At 49.2% G+C, this 20,460-nt stretch carries 21 protein-coding genes; 11 read left to right on the top strand and 10 right to left on the bottom strand.

The features are described from left to right. Nucleotides 1-14: 14 nt before the first annotated feature. Nucleotides 15-545 carry an RNA polymerase sigma factor gene (locus BUB30_RS21425; protein WP_143165025.1) on the bottom strand — a complete coding sequence of 177 codons (531 nt, stop codon included), beginning with the start codon at nucleotides 543-545 and terminating at the stop codon, nucleotides 15-17. 517 nt (nucleotides 546-1,062) lie between these two features. Between BUB30_RS21425 and BUB30_RS21420 the strand changes: the two genes are divergently transcribed. The 5 genes from BUB30_RS21420 to BUB30_RS21400 all read left to right on the top strand — a co-directional run bounded on the left by BUB30_RS21420 (nucleotide 1,063) and on the right by BUB30_RS21400 (nucleotide 5,691). Next, nucleotides 1,063-1,395 carry a PadR family transcriptional regulator gene (locus tag BUB30_RS21420; RefSeq protein WP_073138033.1) on the top strand — a complete coding sequence of 111 codons (333 nt, stop codon included), beginning with the start codon at nucleotides 1,063-1,065 and terminating at the stop codon, nucleotides 1,393-1,395. Beyond that, nucleotides 1,392-4,034 (top strand): ABC transporter permease, encoded by a 2,643-nt coding sequence (locus BUB30_RS21415; protein WP_073138031.1) that lies wholly within the window; start codon nucleotides 1,392-1,394, stop codon nucleotides 4,032-4,034. The genes BUB30_RS21420 and BUB30_RS21415 overlap by 4 nt, the downstream gene beginning before the upstream one ends. Before the next feature lie 261 nt (nucleotides 4,035-4,295). Further along, entirely contained in the window at nucleotides 4,296-4,604 is a 309-nt protein-coding gene (locus tag BUB30_RS21410) for a hypothetical protein (RefSeq protein WP_073138029.1), read from the top strand. Nucleotides 4,605-4,619: 15 nt separating this feature from the next. Further along, on the top strand, nucleotides 4,620-4,838 hold the full coding sequence (locus BUB30_RS21405) for a putative antibiotic biosynthesis monooxygenase (protein ID WP_073138027.1): 219 nt from the start codon (nucleotides 4,620-4,622) through the stop codon (nucleotides 4,836-4,838). A 10-nt stretch (nucleotides 4,839-4,848) separates the two neighbouring features. Continuing rightward, the gene (locus BUB30_RS21400) at nucleotides 4,849-5,691 is read left to right on the top strand and encodes a sigma factor-like helix-turn-helix DNA-binding protein (RefSeq protein WP_073138025.1); all 843 of its coding nucleotides are present in this window, start codon (nucleotides 4,849-4,851) and stop codon (nucleotides 5,689-5,691) included. Between the two features lie 344 nt (nucleotides 5,692-6,035). On the opposite strand, the gene BUB30_RS21395 is transcribed toward BUB30_RS21400, so the two are convergent. From BUB30_RS21395 to BUB30_RS21370, 6 genes are all read right to left on the bottom strand, one after another. Continuing rightward, nucleotides 6,036-6,605 carry a DUF4287 domain-containing protein gene (locus BUB30_RS21395; RefSeq protein WP_073138023.1) on the bottom strand — a complete coding sequence of 190 codons (570 nt, stop codon included), beginning with the start codon at nucleotides 6,603-6,605 and terminating at the stop codon, nucleotides 6,036-6,038. Between the two features lie 11 nt (nucleotides 6,606-6,616). Then, nucleotides 6,617-7,057: an SgcJ/EcaC family oxidoreductase gene (locus BUB30_RS21390; RefSeq protein ID WP_073138021.1), complete on the bottom strand. Its 441-nt coding sequence runs from the start codon at nucleotides 7,055-7,057 to the stop codon at nucleotides 6,617-6,619. 2 nt (nucleotides 7,058-7,059) lie between these two features. Next, nucleotides 7,060-7,605 carry an SRPBCC family protein gene (locus tag BUB30_RS21385; protein WP_073138019.1) on the bottom strand — a complete coding sequence of 182 codons (546 nt, stop codon included), beginning with the start codon at nucleotides 7,603-7,605 and terminating at the stop codon, nucleotides 7,060-7,062. Between the two features lie 57 nt (nucleotides 7,606-7,662). Beyond that, complete coding sequence (locus BUB30_RS21380) at nucleotides 7,663-8,028, bottom strand: DoxX family protein (protein ID WP_178377163.1); 366 nt, start codon at nucleotides 8,026-8,028, stop codon at nucleotides 7,663-7,665. 4 nt (nucleotides 8,029-8,032) lie between these two features. Further along, nucleotides 8,033-8,458: a DoxX family protein gene (locus BUB30_RS21375; RefSeq protein WP_073138015.1), complete on the bottom strand. Its 426-nt coding sequence runs from the start codon at nucleotides 8,456-8,458 to the stop codon at nucleotides 8,033-8,035. 73 nt (nucleotides 8,459-8,531) lie between these two features. Beyond that, nucleotides 8,532-8,951 carry a VOC family protein gene (locus BUB30_RS21370; RefSeq protein WP_073138013.1) on the bottom strand — a complete coding sequence of 140 codons (420 nt, stop codon included), beginning with the start codon at nucleotides 8,949-8,951 and terminating at the stop codon, nucleotides 8,532-8,534. Between the two features lie 114 nt (nucleotides 8,952-9,065). Between BUB30_RS21370 and BUB30_RS21365 the strand changes: the two genes are divergently transcribed. The 3 genes from BUB30_RS21365 (at nucleotide 9,066) to BUB30_RS21355 (ending at nucleotide 12,041) form a co-directional block, all read left to right on the top strand. Further along, nucleotides 9,066-10,043 (top strand): GlxA family transcriptional regulator, encoded by a 978-nt coding sequence (locus BUB30_RS21365; protein WP_073138011.1) that lies wholly within the window; start codon nucleotides 9,066-9,068, stop codon nucleotides 10,041-10,043. A 176-nt stretch (nucleotides 10,044-10,219) separates the two neighbouring features. Continuing rightward, nucleotides 10,220-10,795, top strand: coding sequence for an Imm42 family immunity protein (locus BUB30_RS21360; RefSeq protein WP_073138009.1), 576 nt, complete (start codon nucleotides 10,220-10,222; stop codon nucleotides 10,793-10,795). A 148-nt stretch (nucleotides 10,796-10,943) separates the two neighbouring features. Continuing rightward, entirely contained in the window at nucleotides 10,944-12,041 is a 1,098-nt protein-coding gene (locus tag BUB30_RS21355; protein WP_073138007.1) for a DUF4919 domain-containing protein, read from the top strand. Nucleotides 12,042-12,084: 43 nt separating this feature from the next. Here BUB30_RS21355 and BUB30_RS21350 read toward each other — a convergent pair whose 3' ends face one another. Continuing rightward, nucleotides 12,085-12,678: a dihydrofolate reductase family protein gene (locus BUB30_RS21350; RefSeq protein ID WP_073138005.1), complete on the bottom strand. Its 594-nt coding sequence runs from the start codon at nucleotides 12,676-12,678 to the stop codon at nucleotides 12,085-12,087. A 260-nt stretch (nucleotides 12,679-12,938) separates the two neighbouring features. On the opposite strand from BUB30_RS21350, the gene BUB30_RS21345 reads away from it, so the two are divergent. Beyond that, entirely contained in the window at nucleotides 12,939-13,394 is a 456-nt protein-coding gene (locus tag BUB30_RS21345; RefSeq protein ID WP_073138003.1) for a nuclear transport factor 2 family protein, read from the top strand. 64 nt (nucleotides 13,395-13,458) lie between these two features. Here BUB30_RS21345 and BUB30_RS21340 read toward each other — a convergent pair whose 3' ends face one another. Both BUB30_RS21340 and BUB30_RS21335 read right to left on the bottom strand, forming a co-directional pair. Then, on the bottom strand, nucleotides 13,459-14,076 hold the full coding sequence (locus tag BUB30_RS21340) for a response regulator (RefSeq protein ID WP_073138001.1): 618 nt from the start codon (nucleotides 14,074-14,076) through the stop codon (nucleotides 13,459-13,461). Then, on the bottom strand, nucleotides 14,076-16,100 hold the full coding sequence (locus tag BUB30_RS21335; protein WP_178377162.1) for a tetratricopeptide repeat-containing sensor histidine kinase: 2,025 nt from the start codon (nucleotides 16,098-16,100) through the stop codon (nucleotides 14,076-14,078). The genes BUB30_RS21340 and BUB30_RS21335 overlap by 1 nt, the downstream gene beginning before the upstream one ends. Nucleotides 16,101-16,283: 183 nt before the next feature. Here BUB30_RS21335 and BUB30_RS21330 point away from each other — a divergent pair, with 183 nt between their 5' ends. Together BUB30_RS21330 and BUB30_RS21325 are read left to right on the top strand one after the other, a co-directional pair. Beyond that, nucleotides 16,284-17,750, top strand: a complete 1,467-nt coding sequence (locus tag BUB30_RS21330; RefSeq protein ID WP_178377161.1) for a hypothetical protein — start codon at nucleotides 16,284-16,286, stop codon at nucleotides 17,748-17,750. Between the two features lie 23 nt (nucleotides 17,751-17,773). After that, nucleotides 17,774-20,458 carry a T9SS type A sorting domain-containing protein gene (locus tag BUB30_RS21325; RefSeq protein WP_084138292.1) on the top strand — a complete coding sequence of 895 codons (2,685 nt, stop codon included), beginning with the start codon at nucleotides 17,774-17,776 and terminating at the stop codon, nucleotides 20,456-20,458. The last annotated feature ends 2 nt before the right edge of the window (nucleotides 20,459-20,460 follow it).

Genomic DNA, 20,460 nt, shown 5'->3' with positions numbered 1-20,460 from the left:
TCATCATTTTCGTTTCAGAACTTTTTGAACTTGTAGGACGACATTGCCTCATCTGCCCATTGTGAAACGGTTTTAATCCCGACGCCCATAATGACCGCCACCTCGCGATTGTTAAATCCACAAATAAGCATCAGGAACAGCGCCTCCTGGTGAAGAGGGGTAAGCTTTCGAATGCCCGGTGAAAGGCGTGATTCAAAAGTTTGCGTCTGATGCTCCTCACCTGAGACGTGCATACCGGGTATAGAAAATGTTTGACGAAGCACTTTTCGAAACTCCTTGAAAAGAGATACCTGACTGGACCTGTCTGCATAAAATTGGTGGCCCCGACTATTGATCTGGTTAAATAACTTCACCAAGGCCTCCTTAACTGCATCGCGATCCCTGGAAAACTGCATACCATAACCGAAGAGGTCCTGTACAAACCGATCATAGATCTGCCGCGCCGATATCGTCTCACGTTGTCCGAATAATTTTTTTCGAACTTCGAGCAAGCTGTCCACTATGGGCAGCACCCGACCAGAATAAAATTGTAACGAAGATGCCATGACTAAAATGAGTTTATGCATTCAACCAAATGATCCCCTATGTCCCGACTGACGGTGGTGTACAAGTTGAAAACCAAGTCACATTATAGTCATTTTGACTATAAGCTGACGCGCAAAAAGCCTATCACTTGATATGTTGTTTCTAATGGATTCATCAACGAATAGCCCAGCGCAATCGGTTGTGTAAAAATAAATGTAATTTCTACATTTACAAGGCCCTTCAGTTCGTGACACTCCTATTCCGTTATAAATGACTATCAATCAAGGTATTATTGCTTGAATGGTGTTTCAAAAATGGCCAAAACCTCGTTTCCATTTCTACGAATCCTGAAAAAGCTAACGATATTCAGATGCGTCGCTTTCATCGCTTTTTTTGGATCTGACAAGTCGCTTGTGATTCGATTTTCTGCCCTACTACCAGCCAGCCGACAGAAGAACTCCACGGAATAAAGGATCGAATGGCAGGTTTGGATTTGCCCTAATATTTTGATTTATTTACTTAACAAAATAGAAGCAAATGGGAAAAGAATACCTGGGCGAGTTTGAGGAGTTGGTGTTGATTCTGGTGGCAGCCCTTCAGGAAGATGCTTATGGCGCGGCCATTGCGGAAGAAATAGAGCGACGACTAAAACGTGATGTTACACTTAGTGCCGTCCATGTCACGCTCTATCGACTGGAGGACAAAGGTCACGTAAAATCAAAAGTAGGTGGTGCCACCAAGGAGCGGGGCGGCCGGCGTAAAAGACTTTTCACGGTAACCAGCGCCGGCATGGCGATGTTGAAAGCGATGAAAGAAACGCGTCTGGATTTGTGGAGCATGGTTCCTCAATTGAAAATGATTGCATCATGAAAGAAAAAGATCCCACGACGTCTGCCTGGCTGTTCCGGTTGCTTTCGTGGTTCTGCCCGGAACATCTCCTGGAAGAGATCGAAGGCGATCTTATCCACCAGTTTGACAAGGATGCAAAGCGCTTTGGCATGACGAAGGCGAAGTGGAGGCTGGCGTGGAGCATCCTGCGATTTTTCAGGCCTGGTATTCTTTTGAGAAACAGATTTTCGGTCGACTCAAACCCCTATTATATGTTGCGCTATCACCTCAAATTTGCCACGCGTGCTTTTCTGAAGGATAAATTTTTTTCTACCCTCAATATTCTGGGATTGGCGTTGGGCATTGCCGTGGGCGTCATCTTGTTGCTGATCCTCCAAAGCGACCTTTCCTACGACAAGCACTATGCCCTTCACGAGCGCATCTACCGGGTGGGGTGTCACCAGCAGCAGACGGGATTGGATATTCGTTGGGCCAGGTCGGCGATGGATTTGGGAATGGTCCTGAAGACCGAAATGCCTGAAATAGAGGAAGTAGTTCGCATCAACAGGGATGGTCCACGCATACTGGTAAAACATGAAGGTCGTGAAGGGCTGAAAGCGTTTTACGAGGAGGGCATCATCGATGCAGACACCACTTACTTTAACGTATTTGATCATCCCTTTATCTATGGCAATCCGAAAACCTGTTTGCAAACGGCCAATGCTGTAGTGGTCACGGAAACGATAGCGCATAAGTATTTTGGCTCAGAAGATCCATTGGGACAGTCACTCGTCATTGGAAGTGACGTCTGGATCGTTACCGGTGTCATCCGGGACCTGCCCGAAAACACGCACCTCAAGTTCGATCTGTTGATGTCGAACCGGAGTTTTGTGGAGGGAGAAAAGATCGCGTCGGAAAATTTCTGGAACCCGGGGAGCTATTTGTACATCGTAGTGCCGAAGGGTTATGAACCCCAGACTTTCCAGGCGAAATTTCCGGCGCTTTTTGACAAATATTTTAAAGCGTTTAGCGTAGAAGTAGACGGAAGATATTCTCCCATACTCGAGCCTTTAGCGGACATTCATTTTCATTCCGACCTTGACCAGGACGAGCCACAGGGCAACATCGCCTATCTCTATGGTTTTGGCGCAACGGGCATCCTGATCATGATCATGGCTTGTATCAATTACATGAACCTTTCGACGGCAAAGTCCACACGCCGGGCGACGGAACTGGCGATAAAGAAACTGGTTGGCTCCAACAAGCAAGCACTCGCCATTTCCATATTGGTCGAGTCGGTTTTTTTGTCACTGATCTCCCTGCTGCTTGCCCTTGTCGTGGTGTATGGTCTCCTGAATTTCACATCTTTTGATCGGTTGATCGGAAAGAATCTGTTCTTTGATCCCTTTCAAAACCCGGGATTGATGGTGGCGTCGCTGGCGGTAGCCTTGTGCATTGGTTTATTATCGGGACTCTACCCTGCCATTTTCCTCTCTACTTCACCCCTGCTGACCGCGTTGAAGGGCAAATTTAAAACAAGTCCGTCAAACCGGCTGTTCAGAAAAGTTTTGATCACGACACAATTTTCGATTTCCATTTTAGTGATCGTGTGTACTTGGTTTATGGGCGATCAGATCGAATTTATCAGCAACAAAGCGCTGGGTTTTAACAAGGATAATATTTTGGTTTTGCCCATTCCGGATAGTGCGGTGGAGCGCAACATTCCGGCCCTCAAAAATGCGTTGCTTCAAAATCCCCACATTGCCGGAGTGACCACCGGGGGAACAGTGGTGGGAGCGAACGTTGGTGGTGCGATGAATTTCTGGGCGGAGACTTCTTCGGGGATGAAGCAATCGGGCTATACGGTGATCTTCGTTGGCGACGACTATGTTAAAACCATGGGGCTGAAGATTTTGGAGGGTCATGATTTTAGGGCTGGTCCGGTGGCCGATGACGAAACCCCCTACATCGTGAACGAAACCGCGGCCAAGCGGCTGGGCTGGGGTGCTCACGCGGTGGGAAAGGCCATGAAGTTTTTTCATGGCGACATCCCCGGCCATGTTGTTGGCGTGGTCGAAGATTTTAATTTCAAATCGTTGCGCCATGCGGTGGAACCGCTCCTGATCATTCGAACGAATAGCGAGAGCGGCTATCTCCACATCAAACTGAACGGTGACGAACTCTCTCAAACCATTTCCGACATCGAAGCAAAATGGGCGCAGCATGCGCCCGGCCATCCCTTTAACTTTTTCTTTCTCGATCAGCGCTTCAACGAGCAATACAACGACGATCTGCGGCAGCATAAGCTGTTGTCGATCTTATCCGGTATATCCCTATTCATCTCCCTGCTGGGCTTGATTGGCTTATCGGCCTTTGCGGCAACGCAGCGGGTTAAAGAGATCGGGATCAGAAAAGTGTTGGGAGCAAACATCCCGGATATTCTTTTCTTACTATCGAAAGACATTCTCCTCCTCGTCGTCTTTTCGGCCGTGTTGGTCATCCCCGTTTCATGGTGGGTGATGACCCAATGGATGGAAAATTTTGTGTACAAAACCCAACTGGATTATTCACTCTACATCGCAGTGACCGTCATGGCATTGATCCTGGTTTTTCTGACCATAGGCCTTCAATCGTTCAAATCGGCACGCGCCAATCCAGTCGATAGTTTGAAATACGAATGATGCAGCTTCATTACCAGCCCTTTCGATGATGTTGTAACCGACAGGGGCAACAAGGCCCCGGGGAACCCATCGCGATCGCCATCGCACAGTCCTTATCTATTTTCTGAACCGGTTCAATCCCTGTTTTCGCTGCCCGCGCATCCCCAGCAGGCAGGGTGTGGGCGCCTGATTATCTGTGATTTATAAAAAAAAGCGACAATTCTCGTAAAACCGTGTCACGTTTTTTGGGGCTGTTTAGTCTTAAGCGAAACAAAACAAAATATGAAAGCAGTTAAAGTAACCTACACCGTAGCACGGGAGTTTGCAGAAAAGAACAATCAAAACATCCAGGCCTTTTTAGAAGAAGTCAAAGCGATCGGTGATCACGGCATGCGCTACCATGTTTTCCTGGCGGAAGATGGAAAGACTTTCACGCACCTGTCTATTTACAACAACGACGCGTCGCAGAAAAGATTTCTGGCACTTAAAACCTTCCTCACCTTTCAGCAGCAACGCGATGAAAACCTGGAGTCCGAGCCACGCATTGAAGCGCTCAACCTGCTGCATACATCACACGCTGTCTTTAACTAAACGCCCAGGCCACACATGAAAAAGCAGCCCAAACGGTGGAAGATCTCCGTCCTTACCTGGATAGCGATCTACCCCACCCTCACCCTACTGTTCGGCCTTTTTGGCGACATTTTTAACCGCATCGAACCCATGCCGTTAAGAACGCTGGTCATCACGCTCATCGTAGTACCTTTTATGGTATTTTTGCTGATGCCATTCCTGTTTAAAAAATTATCCAAATGGCTGGAATCTTAGCGAGCGACCAATGAAAGATTATCAACGGGTTCTTTTTCCATATGCCTATAACATCCTTGGCTCGGCCGACGACGCCAAGGATGCTATACAAGACGTCATGTCTGCCTTTCTGACGGCAAACCAGGAGCATGTGGAGAACGAAAAGAATTACCTGATCCGGAGTGTCATCAACCGAGCCATAACCATCAAGACCAAAAAGAAGAAGTTAAGCTATGGCGATGTGTGGCTGCCCGAGCCTGTAGCCACTGAAGGTGCCGATACGCAAGCCGACCTGAAAGATATCGTTTCCTACTCCATGCTCATTCTGCTCGAGCAACTCACGGCTAAAGAACGGGCTGTGTTCATCTTAAAAGAGGCCTTCAGCTACTCACATGAAGATATATCGGGCGTGCTCTCGACTACCGTGGAGACCTCACGAAAAATACTGAGCCGGGCCAAAGAAAAGCTGAAACATCAGCCACCCAACACCAAGTCTAAAACGGGTTCCTCTTCCGAAATTCTCCACCATTATATCGCTGCCATTCGCGCACGGAACATCGAGCAGCTGGAAGCGCTGCTCTCGCAAGACATCGCATTCCACGCAGACGGTGGCGCTAAAATGAACATCGTCGCCAAATACCTTTCCGGCGCACACGAGGTTTCGGGCCTTTTACTGTATATCTACGACAAATACCAGACGGGTTTCTCTATTATTCCCACGGAAATCAATCACGAGCCTTCGCTCCTGTTCTACTCCGGGTCAACCCTGGTAAGCTGCCAGGTGTTTGATCTTTCGCCCGAAGGAAAAATTCTACGGATCAACACGATCATTGACCCTGAAAAGCTCAAGAACATTCAGCTTCCGGTCAGGTAGGGAGAATTCTCCAGAACTCAATGAAGATCCGGGTTCCTCCATTTCTTCTTTACGGGATAACCGTGTCACGCCGAAAATAAAAGTCACGAGAATTTTTTCATCGCCGAAGCTTTTTCTAAAACATAAAACTAGGACGGCCAGGTTTTCTTGAAATTACCGACGAGCCTTTGTGATTTTTGTTTCAAAAAAATCACAAAACACTGATTATAAGTTAATTATAATAAAATTACAGGTTTTGCAAGGAGGGTAATTTCCCATAAAAATGGTGCGGAGAATGATGTTCACAAGCATCGAACATCATTCTCCGCACCAAACAAATTTTCCGGGTAGCAATAAAACCGACCCTAAGTGGTCGGACCATTTTGCTCATAGGCACTTTGCAGCCAGTTGATGAGCTCATCGTCGAGCTGTCTTTCATCGGTGATTTGCACGCGATGCGTTACCATTGAATTCCACGCATCGGCCGGGCGGAATCGTTTTGTTGGTTTGACTCCCTTAAGTTTTATCCCAAGGTCCATCCGAACAGATGAAACCTGAATGATGGCCATCTTTCTATCACCCCTTAAGACGCTTAAATAACTAGTCGTGGGGGAAACCTTAAGATCGTCGCCAAAGGGCTTTAGTTTTTTCATCAACAAGTCGAACAGGGGACGCCAGCGCACCTTCTTTCCTTTGAAAAACGATTCGAGTTTGTCATCCGGGCTCTTTGGCTTGTCTTTCTCCTTCTTAAAAACGGTGTAGATGGCCATGGCATGACCGTGGCCCAGGCCAAATTCTTCTTTTAGCCAGGCAACGACCTCCCCTGCCTTTATGCCATCGCCGAGCAATCCACGCTTTGCGGCGAGCTTCTTAAAATCCTCTGGAGACTTGCCTGTTTTTGCTTTGATATTATCCAGGTATGCTTGAAACGACATAGGGTCCTGTTTTAATTTTTAAAAAATTCAATCCATCGGAAAATAAAGGGTGGCTTTTGAATCCGGCAATTGTGAAAGGCGGAGATCTTCCATAGGCCCTGCTCGCGTACCAATACATTGGTATTTATGGAAAGTCTCGCCTTGGAAAATCGTTTCTGAAACCGAAGTTGAACACCTCCCGTCTGATGCACGATGGCGACATCCGGGTTTATGAAGCGTATTGACTTTATTGTGCCCACGAGCTTCGAGCCCTTCAAAAAGCCTGCGAAGAGTTTATGGTGAAAAGTTTCATGCTCAGCATTTCCCCTTAGGTGATGGCCGTCAAAAGTAACATAGTCACAGTCCTCGGTAAAAAAGGAAGCATAGCGCCCGCCATTCCCCTCGTCCCATGCCTGCGCTGCCTGCATAAACAACAACGTTATGGCCTCCATGTCTTCTTTTGACCCGGTCATGACTACCGCTCAAGGTTGTTTTTCACGTTTACCAGACTTTCCTGGATATCATTGCCAACAATCTTGTCCATATCCATAAAGAGCAGCATGAAATTCTTCGGCCAGTCCATCCCGCTGTTATAGGTCCAGGTCACTTTCGTTTGCTGTTCGGCAATGGATTGTGTGAGGAACGTTCCGTTCGCCGTAAACACAAAAGGTGCTAAGAAGCGTAGTTCGAAATCCATTTTCTCGCCATCGACGATGTTCTTTATCTCCCACTCGCCGGTTCCCGTTTTGTTGCTCTTACTCGAGAAAGTAAGTATAGCCCCAGGGGTCCCATCGGCAGCGCCCTTGAATTGAATTTTTGTATTGGGGTCCAATGCTAACCATTTGCTATAGGCTTGCTGATTCCGGTTTAGTCTGATATAAGCAAAAACTTCCTCTTTGGCTTTGTTTATAACAATGTTCCGCGTCAGGGTATACTTATTTTTGGAAAACATCGCGATGACGGCTGCCATTGAAACGATCGCCACCAATATTGTAAATGCTTTTAAGATTATCATTTTCATAGTATTTAGTTGTTTTATAGTCACGTTCCCACGCCTATGATCTGGCCCGGCATTTCCTCATTTCCTCAGCGGCACGATCTCTCTCAGCTTGGAGTCCTGCAGAAAAAGTCCAGCCCAAAGCAGCACGCAAAAGGTCAGCGGAAAAAGAAACGACCACTGGCCGTGGTACTTATTGATAAAAATGGCGGTGGCGCCGCCCAGGTGTGCCGTGAGAAGCAAAGCGCCAAATACAGCCGTACGAGGCACGGCATAGAGGATGGTGAAAATAAGCACGACAACACCAAGGGGCCGCACCAGGCTATCGGAAAATCCTAAACTGGCGGTGCCTTCGACCGAAGGTGTCGCTCTTACCACCTTCATGATCGCGTCAATCAGAAGGAAGATGATGCAAAGACCGCTGATGATCCGACCTGTCCATAGCATGGCCCTATTGGGGGACTGCACGGTTCGACTCGCTGTTGTGTTCATATAAAATTTGATTAGGTAGTGATTTTTGGATTTTGTGAAAGAAAACATATGACCCGGTCATCAATGCCAAGGCCAGGGTTTGTGGCCACAGCGACGTTAAGGGCATGCCGATGGCAATCAATGAGTAAATGGCAGCCACCAGGTCAAAGGTGAATCCGGCGTAAACCCATTCCTTGATTTTTGGAAATCCCGGAATAAGCAGCACGATCAACCCAACCAGTTTTGTTACGCCGGTGTAAACGAGGAAGTATTGCGGATAGCCCAGGCGCTTGGTGAAGAAATCGACGGCATAGTCATAACTGAAAGCGCTCGAGATCGTCGGATCATACATCCAGTACATGAATGCGATCGTAATGATCCAGTAGATGATCTTATTTTTTTTCATGGCAAAAAGCGTTCATGCCTCCATCCCGTAAGATAAGGTTCGATTGATAAGAGCATTTAAGTGTTATTCCGGACTAGTCTGCGGAGTAGTCAAGCATCCATTGAATTCCGTACTTGTCCTTGCACATCCCAAAGTAGGATCCCCAAAACGTTTTGTTCAAGGGCATTTCAACGTTGCCGCCATTGGCCAGTTTGTCAAATAATCGTTCGGTCTCCGGCTCGCTTTCCGTGTGCATACAAATGTGAAAGTTGTTTCCCACCTTCACCGGACCCATGGTCCGCAAAAGGTCGGTCGCCATCAGCGATACGCGCTCCGAAATCCGGAGCGTGATATGAATAACTTTCTCCTTGTCGTCGTCCGCTACCTTCTCTCCACCCGGCGTGTCTTTGTAGCGTTGGAAGGCAACAAATTCTCCACCGAAAACGGATTTGTAGAACGTCATTGCTTCTTCCGCAATGCCATCGAAGTGTAAATAGGGGGTTGTTTTTCGCATAGATTGATCCTGTAATGTGATTCAAATTTATGGTCATTTACCCTGATGTGGGAATGGATAATGCGACATTCTGAGGTGGGTGATTGCGACAAATTTTTGTAATAACTTTGATCCATGATCAACATCACGATTCTGGCACTCCGGAATGCCGTCTTAGCATCTATAGCGGATTCTTGTTATGTATTCTCCAAAGTGAACGAGTTTTTAACGCGATCGGGCAAGCCTCCTTTATTCAACGTTAGTCTGGCAGGGCTTTCGAAAGAGATAAACCTGAATGACGGAATGTTCGCCATTCACCCCAGCGTTGTCCTGGATGAGATCGTTCAACCTCACTTGATCATCATCCCCGCGATGACGGGCGATATGATGACGGCGACGCATTTAAACAGGGACTTTGCGGTGTGGATCGCCCGCCAATACAGGGAAGGCGCGGAAGTGGCCAGCTTATGTGTGGGTGCTTTCCTGATGGCATTCTCCGGTGTTCTGAAGGGAAAACAATGCACTACGCATTGGGCGTATGCCAATGAATTCCGGCACTTCTATCCGTCGGTAAAATTGATTGATGAAAAAGTTATCACCGATCAAAACGGTCTATACTCGAGTGGAGGAAACAATGCCTACTGGAATCTACTATTACACCTGGTGGAGAAGTACACCGATCGAAAGATGGCCATTCACACGGCCAAGTATTTTGTGGTAGATCTTAACCGTGACATGCAATCTCCCTTCATTGTGTTCCAGGGACTGAAAGATCACGAAGATGAACTCATTTCTAAGGCGCAGGACTTTATAGAGGAAAACTATCGCAAAAAACTTGTTGTCGAGGAGCTTGCAGACAAATTTAACGTCACGCGACGGACCTTTGAGCGGCGGTTCAAGAAAGCAACCCGCCACACCGTGATCGAGTACATTCAGCGCGTGAAAGTAGAGGCCACAAAAAAGCAATTGGAAACAACCCGAAAATCCGTCAATGACATCATGTATTCGGTTGGTTACGTCGATATACAAACCTACAGAGATCTCTTCAAGAAAATCACCGGGATGACACCTTTGGACTACCGTAATAAGTTCAATAAGGACGCAGGTAATTAGCCGATAAGACGAACGATTAACAAAATGAACATCCCCGACGCCAACGAGTACCGAAAGGCATTCCTTTTTTGTTGATTCTCGAAGGCCAGTTATTTAACCTAAACACCGACGAAAGCTTCGTCTTGAAATAAGGTATTTAGAAGTGATTTGCTTATTTTAAACCCTCATTGCCAGGTATGGGTTTAGAAAACGAAGTGTTCATTGGTGACAAAAATACTTTTGCCATAAGGTATGTTCCTGGCTTTTCGTATAAAGACAGTGGGCATTATTATGCTTATTGTCATTTAGTGTTAGGGGGACAAATCATCGGTGACGAAGATGAATCCTGCTTCTTAAGTACTTGGAAGGGAACGCTTGAGCGGCTCAAAGACAAGTTCAAGCATGATTTTAGTTCTTTTTCCCATCCTGAATTCAGGAACAAAAATAACGAAGAGCTATTTGAATTAATTTGGAAAGCCAATCAGCTAGAAGAAGATTTCAAACCTGAGTTTTCCCATTTGCCAATTTTAGACAATAAAGTGTGGGCCGCCTGCCATCTTTCAATTGATGAAACAACAGACGCTTACCAAATTACAATGACCAACGACAATGGAGCGATAAAGTTTTTATGGTCCGGTTGGAGAGAACCCTGTCCAGCTGACAAAATCGATAAACTTTTCTCGGTGACCGTTGATCGGGATTTTATTGTTGCAACCCTGGAAGAATGTTTGGAGCGAATTGAGAACGAATACTTGAATTATCCCAAAGTCTGAATAAAGATCATTGACAACGGCGGCCCGCCACAGTAACTTGGCTATATAATTGTTCTTTCGATCGAACACAAACTTGATTTTTTTTCAACAACGTTGCATAATAAATTTGATACAAACTCGTATTTTAAACAACCTTAACCCCCGTTCTATGCTCCTCCTCCGCCGATTGACCGCTGCTTCGATCATCTTGTTTGGCCTGCTCATTACCATTGACGGTTTTTCGCAAAAAGACAACTATAAAAAGAACGACAAAAAATCGAAAGCCGAAAATAAACGGTATGAAAAAGACCTAAAAGAAAACCCCAACAGTGCTGCGCCACATTGGCGGCACGCCAATATTGTCGGGGCATTCGATTTCGCGGAGGCTCAGGAGGCATGGCGATATTACGACAAGGCCTTGAAGATCGATTCTACCAACGCCGCCATCTGGTCCGACTTCGCCGACTACCTGCTCCGGGTGCATGAAGACATGAGGACCTCCCTGGCCCTGTATGAGCGCGCACTAAAGCTGGAACCGGACAATAAAAAACTGCAGGGCAAGGTGGACGACCTGACAAAAAAGGTCGAGCAGATCCAGGAAACCGCACGCCTTCGGAGCATCGGCAGATCGGACCACAGAAAGGTCGACCACGGCATCAAATATTCCGTGATCTCCAACTTCGATTCATTACAGGCCCTTACCCTGAATGCGGAAAGCCCGTATGCCTATGAAAAGCTGCTTAAACGATTTTTGGAAGACGACCTGATCAATGAATGGGAGACCTATCTTCTTTGTCTGGGGTATGCGAAGACAGAGACCTATAGTCCGTATTCAGATCTGTCGGGTGATCTTTATAAGAACAACAAAGATGGCAACTACGACAAGACGCTGGAGCACGAGCAGGAATTGTTGAAGGAAAACCCGGTAAGCGCTTCGATGTATCGCGAATTGATGTACGCCCACCGGCGCAAGGGAGAAAATGAAATTGCCGATCGCTACCAGCGCCGTGTCCAGAGACTGTACGAAGCCATGATCTTCACCGGCGATGGAACCTGTGACAAGCCTTATGTAACCCTCACCACCACCGAAGAGTACGCACTCATTAACTACCTCGGACTTTACAGCACCGGATCGCAAGCTTTGCTGACCTGTAACGGGGGATATGCGGACAAGCTCAGCATTATGGACCGCGATGAAAAGAAAGGTGAACTTTATTTCGACGTAAGGCTGCTTTTTAAAAAGATGAGCGAAGCGTTTAAGAAATAATCAGCCCAAACCTTCCCGAAAATTTCGTCTCATTTACTTCTGGTCAAGCCCCAACCTTACCGGTCTTGACTTTTCCGGCTCGCTTGTAGTTGGCCAAGATCACTCCTTTTGAGGTGACCGAACTCTCCGTTAGTGTAAATGCCGCCGGAACTGCGCCATTGGCAAACAACTTTTTCCCCTTGCCGAGGATCAACGGGTGAATTTTGAGACAGAGTTCGTCTACCAGATCGTTCTTGAGTAGCAGCTGAATAAGCTCGCTGCTGCCCCAGACCTGAATGTCGGACCCGTTTGAATTCCTGAGCTTTTTGATATCCGCCAAACCCTTGAGGAAAATTGACTTCTTCCAATCTGACTTTTTCACCGTCTTGGACAGGACGTATTTTGTCCCTTCATTGATGCCTGGCCAAAAGTCAGCATGTTTGGGCCAGTAGTTCTCCCAGATTTTAAATGTTTTCCTACCCAAAAGATAGTCTGCAGGTTGCAGCTCTTTTTTCACGGCCGTGGCATAAGCTTCGTCACCATAGGGTGCAGTCCAGCCGCCATATTGGAATCGGCCTGATGTATCTTCCTTCGGTCCACCCGGTGCCTGCATCACTCCATCCAGCGAGATCATTGACAAAACCATTATCTTTCTCATGTTATTCTCTGTTTTATGACAAATCTCGACAACCCATCCGATGCTGTTGCAGTGTGAATGCGACAATCATAGTGGCTGAATGCGAAAAACAAGTAAGGGCTGTATTCAACTCACAACTGGCCTGCCCAGCCCAACCTGGGTAAAGTAAAAGCGCTTAACAAAATCTTGAGCGTCTTTTTTCTTGACGCCCGATCCAGTAATGCGTATATTCAGACATGACCAGCTTTAGGGTCGCATACACAAACCTTAAACCATAAAATATGAAACGCTTCATTCAGTTACTTGCGCTTTTATGCTGTGTGACGGGAGTTCCTCCTGTTGCATCCGCGCAAGACCCCCGGGAACCTGAGATAAGACGACTGGAAAAACTCGAGAGGGAATCGGTATTGAAAGGTGACTCCCTCCCACTGTTTGACAAAATCTGGTCACCAAAAATGATCGTCAACACGCCGGCCAATGTGGTGGGTACCGTTGAGGGGACGAAAGCGCATTTTAGATCGGGCGACCTTCATTATCTATCCTTTGAAAGAAACATTGAGAAAATCGCATTCAATGATAACGTCGCCATCGTCATGGGCGGAGAAGTGATCAAACCACAAGGCAAGCAGATCAATGCAGGCAAAGTTGTGACCAGAAGGTTTACCCATGTGTGGCAGTATGGCAATAACAGTTGGAGTCTGATAGCACGGCAAGCAACGATCATAAAAGTAGAGTAGCAAAAACGTGTACGGTAAGTCCGGCAGCGTTAAAATCAACCCGTAGATCCGGAGACAATGACCTTTAAATAAACTGATACTTCGCCGCCAACCTGATCAGCACGGCCGTGTTGTTCACGCCGAATTTCTCCAACAGGTTTTTGCGATGCGTATCGACGGTAGTGGTGCTGATAAAGAGTTTATCCGCTACCTCGTGATTGGTCAGGCCTTCCGCGATCAGGGTGAGTACTTCCTTTTCCCGCCGTGTCAGGATCGGCATTTTCGAGTCCTCATTCTTCTTTACGGTCATGGCGGCTTCGTAGCTCAAAAACTTGCGGCCTTCAGTCACGGCCTCAATGGCTTCTATGATCTCTTCGCGCGTTGCATTCTTCAGCACGTAGCCCGAAGCTCCGTGCTCCAGCATTTTCTGGATGAAGCTTTGCTGATTAAACGAACTCAGTCCGATGATTGAAATACGAGGGTACTTTTCTTTCACCTCCCGGCACAGCTCGATGCCGCTTTTATCCGGGAGGTTGACGTCCATCAGGATGACGTCCGGCTGTTCTTGTTGCAGAAAAGCCAGGCACGATGCCGCGGTCATGGCGTGCCCCATCCATTCGATCTTCTTTTCGGGTTGAAGCAGGGAGCGAATGCCTTCAATCACCATGTAGTGATCGTCGACAATAAAAATGGAAGTTGCCATTACACGGTCAGTTCAATGAGTACAGACGTCCCTTTTCCGGGTTGAGAATTTACATCGAGTTTGCCTTTGAGGAATTCCACCCGGTTCTGAATGTTTGTCCAGCCGATGCCGTTGGACCTTCGAAGGATGGTGGTGTCAAATCCTTTTCCGTCATCCTCCACGGTAACGGATAACGCGCCATCATTCCGGGTCACCTGCACGATGGCCGATTGTGCTCCGGCATGTTTCACAATATTCGTCACCAGCTCCTGGATGACGCGATAGATGGTGATCGCCGTCGTCTGGTCGATGGGGGCATTCTCCAGGCCGAGGGATTGGTAATTGATTTGAAGGGCACCGCTTTGGTGGATGTCATTGCAATAGTCCCGCAGGGCGGTGTCCAGGCCGAATTTCACCAGCGCTTCCGGCATCATGTTGTGCGCCACGCGACGCATCTCGCGTATGGAACTGTCCAGCATATCCACGCTGCGTTCGAAGGCCTGCGCGTTCTCAGGCGTCATGATCAGGTTTCCTTTCATAGTATTCAGTCCATATTTAATGCCCGACAGCATGCCACCCAGGCCATCGTGCAGGTCTTTTGCCAGGCGGGTGCGCTCCTGCTCTTCGCCTTTCAGCACCGCTTCGGTGGCGGCAAGTTTTTTTTCAATTTCAAGTTCGGAGATACGCTGCAACTGGAGCTTTTGTTTTTGACTATAGGTGCGGTACGACAGGAACAGAATGAGCAGCAACGCGCCGGTGCCACCGATCAGCAGGTAGTTGAGAATATTTTTTTGTTTGATCGTTGCTTCCTGCAGCCGCCTCCCAATTTCCAGTTGTTCGATTTCGGTTTGCCGCTTCTCGTAGTTATAGCGCGCCTGCCGGAACTCCAACTGTTTAATGTTATCGGCTTTGTAAAGTGAATCTTTGATGGCCCCCACCGAGTCCTTGTACGCAAACGCCTTTGTGAAATTGCCCAGCTGCTTATACACTTCGGCATAGTTCTCAAAATAATTCTGCTTGGATACCGACAAGATGGAATAGTCGAGGTATTTGGCGGAAGAATCGAGGTGTGCGGCTGCCTGCCGTGGTTTCTTTAGTTCGGCTTCACACGCCGAGATGTTCAGATAGTTGTTGCCGATGTCGGGACTGGAATTATATTTCTTGGCAAAGTTCAGGCATGCGGTGTAATACTTGATGGCCTCGTCGTACTGCTTGGTGTTATAGTAGTACATGGCCTTCATGAAATCGCTGCCGTAGAGGTAGTTCGGATTATTCATTTCCGTAGCCATCATTTTAGCAGAGTCGAGGAAGATCAATCCTTCGTCTCCTTTCTTTGCTGTTACCAGGTTTCCCCCGTAAGCATACAGGGCGCCCATGCGGCTGGACTTGTCGTTGCCTCTACGCGCAAAGTCAAGTCCTTTTTTGCTAAACTTCAGTCCTTCCCCGTACTTATTGATGGTTCCGTAGGCGATGGAAAGATTGCTGTACAACACGCCCAGGTCGCTGTGATGGGGATCGGTCTTCAGATAAATGTCTTCGGCCTTCAGGTAATTTTCGATGGCCGTCTCATAGTCGTTGTGTTGATAGTGGAGCAGTCCGAGGTTGATATACGCGATGCCTAACGCGAGATTCGCCCGGCGATTTCCAGGGTACTTCACAAAGATCCGGATTGCATTTTCGAAGTTGGCAATGCCTTCCACCGGGTGATTCGCGAGTTGCAGGGTAGCTGCCAGCAAATACGACTCTCCGCGGAAATAGTCGTTCTCCTTTTCCGTAGCCAGGCGCACGATCTCACGCTGATGACGCCAGGCCCCTGTGGTATCGGCCGTGCGCAGCTTGTTCGCGATCTGAAAATGGAGCCTCACTTTTACAGTATCATTTTTTTCGATCTTGATTTTATTTTCCAAGCTGTCGATCAGTTCCTTTTGCGCGGAGGAGGGGATCTGTGCCGATGCACAAATGTGCAGGAAGGTCATGACGCACGCTACTGCGATAAAAGAACTGACGTTCAAAAGCCGTTGGCTCGGTTGGGGGTGAATAGGCATAGGGTGGGTCTTTTCCCTGAATTTAAATTCTAACCATCTACAATACAAATAAACGGCTGCATGCCGCGCCTTCCTCTCCTCTTTTTCCATGATTTTTTCGACGCCGTTGAAATATCCTGTTTTTACAGGATCATATCTTCTGTTTGCACGCCGCACTTTTACATCATCAAAAAAGACCCTCTTATGAAAACATTCCGTGTTTCAACTTCAACATCCCCTCGTTTGCGTACAGGCTGCGCGTGGATGTTTACCCTGGCGATGGTGCTGGCCTCTTGCAGCGATGCCGACAATCCGTCTCCGTCACCCCAGCACAACGATCCTGTCATCACCGGCGAAGGCACACCCAACGGTGAGCCAACGTCGGCTTTAATCGGCGCCCAAGGCGGAAGTCTCTCGGCTTCGGATGGTCAATTCACGTTGACCGTCCCAGCCGGGGCGTTATCGGCCAACACCAACATTTCCATCCAACCGATCACCAACGAAGGCCCGCTCGGTGTCGGCGCCGCCTACCGGCTGCAGCCGGAGGGGCTCACGTTTGCCGTGCCGGTGAAGCTGACATTCTCCTATACCACGGAAATGCTGACGGGCATTCCGGAAGATTTCCTGTGGATCATCACGCAGGCCGATGACGGAAGCTGGAACGCATTGCTAAAAAGCGAAGTGAATGCCGCGGCAAAAACAGTTTCCGTAGCGACCACGCACTTCAGCGACTGGGCAGCCGGCAAGTTCATCGACCTGTCGCTGACCCCTGCTTCGACAAAGGTGATGAAGGGCGACGCGATTCAGCTGATCATCACCGGGTTCTCGCCCAACGATGAAGAAGACGAACTGGTGCCCCTCGCCCCGATCACCTCCGAAAGCGATGACCTGGTTCCGCTAACCAGAATCCCGCCGGTAGAGTCGCGGATGATGACCTTCAAAGTGAAGGAGTGGACCCTGAACGGAAGCGCAGCGCCGGTTTCCAACAGCAACGGTCAGCTGGAGTCCAGCAAGAACACGGCCACCTACACAGCGCCGGACAAAATACCTTCTGTGAATCCGGTTGCCGTGTCGGTGGAGCTGGAAGCATCCAACAAGGAAGGGAGGAAGCTCAAGTATTTGCTGACCTCCAACATCACCGTTGTAGACAGTGATCTGTATCTCAGTGTCACCGTCGACGGACAAACACATGTGTATTATCAATATGGATACAATGGAACAATCCCACCCAACGGCAACGACATCTCAATCGCGAACAGCGGGCTGTCGGATGAAGACGTTCTGGAGATCGTGGGAACGCGGGTTGAGGGCAGCATCAATCTGATCGATGGGTTTGCACTCGCGGTGAAGAGCCCCACAAAGGGCACACGCTCCCTGGTGTGTTTCAACAACGACGGTGATGACGATATGTCGTTTGCGATAGGTCAGCAAACCGGGTATTTGCTGAGCTACACGAAGCGAACCCCAATGCCAAATGATTACTGCGATACCGAGTACATGTGCGGCGAGACTTCGATAACGTTTCTCGAAGACCCCAAGGATGAAGAGGGTTATGTGCGCGGTTCTTTCTCTGGAAAACTATATGAGGATAAAACCGAGTTTGGCATCAGCTGCCAGTCGCCCATCGAACATGCGGTGTCTGGAGAATTCCGGTTGGTGAGGGCGAACTAAAAATCAACATAACCAACGATGCCATGAAAAATAACATGAACTCCTTTTGCAGGAAGCTTGTCTTTGGCATGCTCATCCTGACCGGAATTTTTCTTTCATCACCGCCCGCAGCGGCACAGTGGTCTTCCAGTGCCTACGCCAACAATGCCATCTGCACCGCGCCGCTCAACCAGGACCAGGTGGCCATCGCCTCCGACGGCAGTGGCGGCGCTATCATGGCCTGGACGGACTACCGGGGTGAAAGCAGAATCTATGCGCAACGCATCGATGCCAACGGCTTGATCAAATGGACCATCGATGGCATTGCCGTCAGCACCTCGCAAAGTTTTGTGCCTGCCGTGGTGGAAGATGGCAGCGGCGGGGTGATCATCACCTGGGTTGATCTGGGCAATGGAAATGATTTTGATATTTATGCCCAGCGATTGAACGGACTTGGTCAGGCACAATGGCCCGCCGGCGGCATACTCGTGTCGGCTTCCGAAGGATGGCAAACAAACCCCGTCATCACGACCGATGGCCAGGGGGGCGCGCTCATCGCCTGGATCGATGACGGCCTGGAGATGGATGCTGCGAAGGACGTCTATATTCAACGGGTGACGGCCAATGGATCCTTGAGCTGGCCCGAAAACAATCCGGTAACGGAAGCCTACTACCGGCAGGAAGACATAAAAATTATCTCCGACAAAAACGGTGGCGCTATTCTGGCCTGGACCGATTATCGCAATACGCAGACTACTACTACCGGTGTGGATGTTTATGCCCAACGCATCAACGCTACGGGCGGTCAGGTCTGGGAAACGGATGGCGTGGGCGTTGCCGTGTATGACCGCTACCAGCAATATCCCCAGTTGACCAGCGACGGCAGCGGCGGCGCCATCATCGTTTGGGAAGACGACCGCGATGCCGACAACGCCGACGCTTTGAACATGGACATCTACGGCCAACGCATCAATGCTACGGGCAACATGTTGTGGACAGGCAACGGCATGGGTATTGGCGTTGCACCCGCTACGCAATCACGGCCTGTCGTGACGGGCGATGGTGCTGGTGGTGCAATCATCGCCTGGCAAAGCGGAAGCGGATTCAATAATGCTTATGCAAGCTACCTGGTGACCCAGCGCGTCAATAGTAATGGCGCAAAACAATGGGCCAGCGCCGGTGTTGCGCTGGGTAACGCCGGCAGGGAAAATCCACAAATCGTTTCAGACGGCGACGGCGGGGCGATCATTGCCTGGGAGGATTACACGGGCCAAGCTCCCATTGGCGCCCTCAAAGATATTTTTGCCCAGCGATTGGATGCCAGCGGCCAGAACTTGTGGGCGTCGGGTGGCGCGCCCATTAGCAACACCACTTTCGTACAACAAAATCCAAAGCTCATACCCGATGGTGCCCGTGGCGCCATCGTCACCTGGATAGACAACCGGACGAACACGACGCTGGACATCTACGCCCAGCGCGTACAGGCTGACGGTACGTTGGGTGGCGGCAATGGAGGAAAATCAGACCAGGCGATCACGTTCAATGCTTTGCCTTCCAAGAAAATATCCGATGGAGATTTTAATCTTAACGCGACAGCAAGCTCGGGACTGACCGTGACCTATGCGAGCGACAACCTATCGGTGGCGACAGTTTCCGGAAATATCGTGGTGATGACGGGCGTCGGCACGGCCACCATCACGGCCAGCCAACCGGGCAGCACGATCTACAATCCGGCAACACCCGTATCACAAACGCTTACCGTCTTAAAAGGTGATCAGACCATCGTCTTTGGTGCGCTCCCGGTAAAAGTGCCGGGCGATCCGGACTTCACGCTACAGGCCACAGCATCGTCGGGGCTTTCGGTAAGTTACACCAGCAGCAACGGTGCCGTTGCCACGGTGTCGGGCAATACGGTTACGGTTCACGGCACGGGGACGACTGTGCTCACGGCATTGCAGGCGGGCAACGCGAATTACACGGCAGCGCCCAATGTCATGCAAACACTCACCGTGAAGACCGCGCAAAGCATCAGCTTCCCCGTTGTGTCGACGAAAACATGGGGTGATCCGGCTTTCGCCTTATCGGCAACGGCCACTTCCGGATTGGCGGTTGTCTTTTCGAGTACATCCGACAAAGTCTCCATCGTCGGCAGCACGGCAACATTGCTAAAGGCAGGCTCCGTCACCGTGTTTGCCGATCAGCCTGGGAACACCACCTTCGCTCCCGCTCCACGCACCTCACAAACTTTCTGCATCAACCCAGCCCAACCCATTGTTTCGGTTTCGGACGCGGATCCTTCTGCGCCCGTACTCACGTCCAGCAGTCCCGGCGGAAATCAATGGTTTAAAGATGGCCAGCCGATAAGCAATGCGACCCAGAGCACGCTCACGGTACACGACGCCGGAACGTATTCTGTTGTGGTGACCATCGATAACTGCCAGAGTCAACCTTCGGCCGAAAGGACCTTCATTGTTACCGGCATCGAAGATCCTGCAGGGTCGGTCAATGTCTATCCAAATCCCATGCACGACCAACTGGTGGTTGATGCCGAGGCACTGTCCTCGGGAAGTCCCGTGAAGCTGAACTTATACGACGCCGTCGGACGTGTCGTTCACCAGGACGACGGCCATGGAAAATTTGTCATCAACGTGACCGCCTTAAAAGCCGGCCTCTACGTGTTGAAAGTTTCCAACGGAAAACAAACCATCACAAAAAAACTACTGAAATAATA

It is taken from the genome of Chryseolinea serpens, from assembly GCF_900129725.1.
In the GTDB taxonomy this organism is placed as follows: domain Bacteria; phylum Bacteroidota; class Bacteroidia; order Cytophagales; family Cyclobacteriaceae; genus Chryseolinea; species Chryseolinea serpens.
The sequence above is the reverse complement of the archived record's forward strand: the minus strand, read 5'-3'. Positions and strand labels throughout refer to the sequence as shown.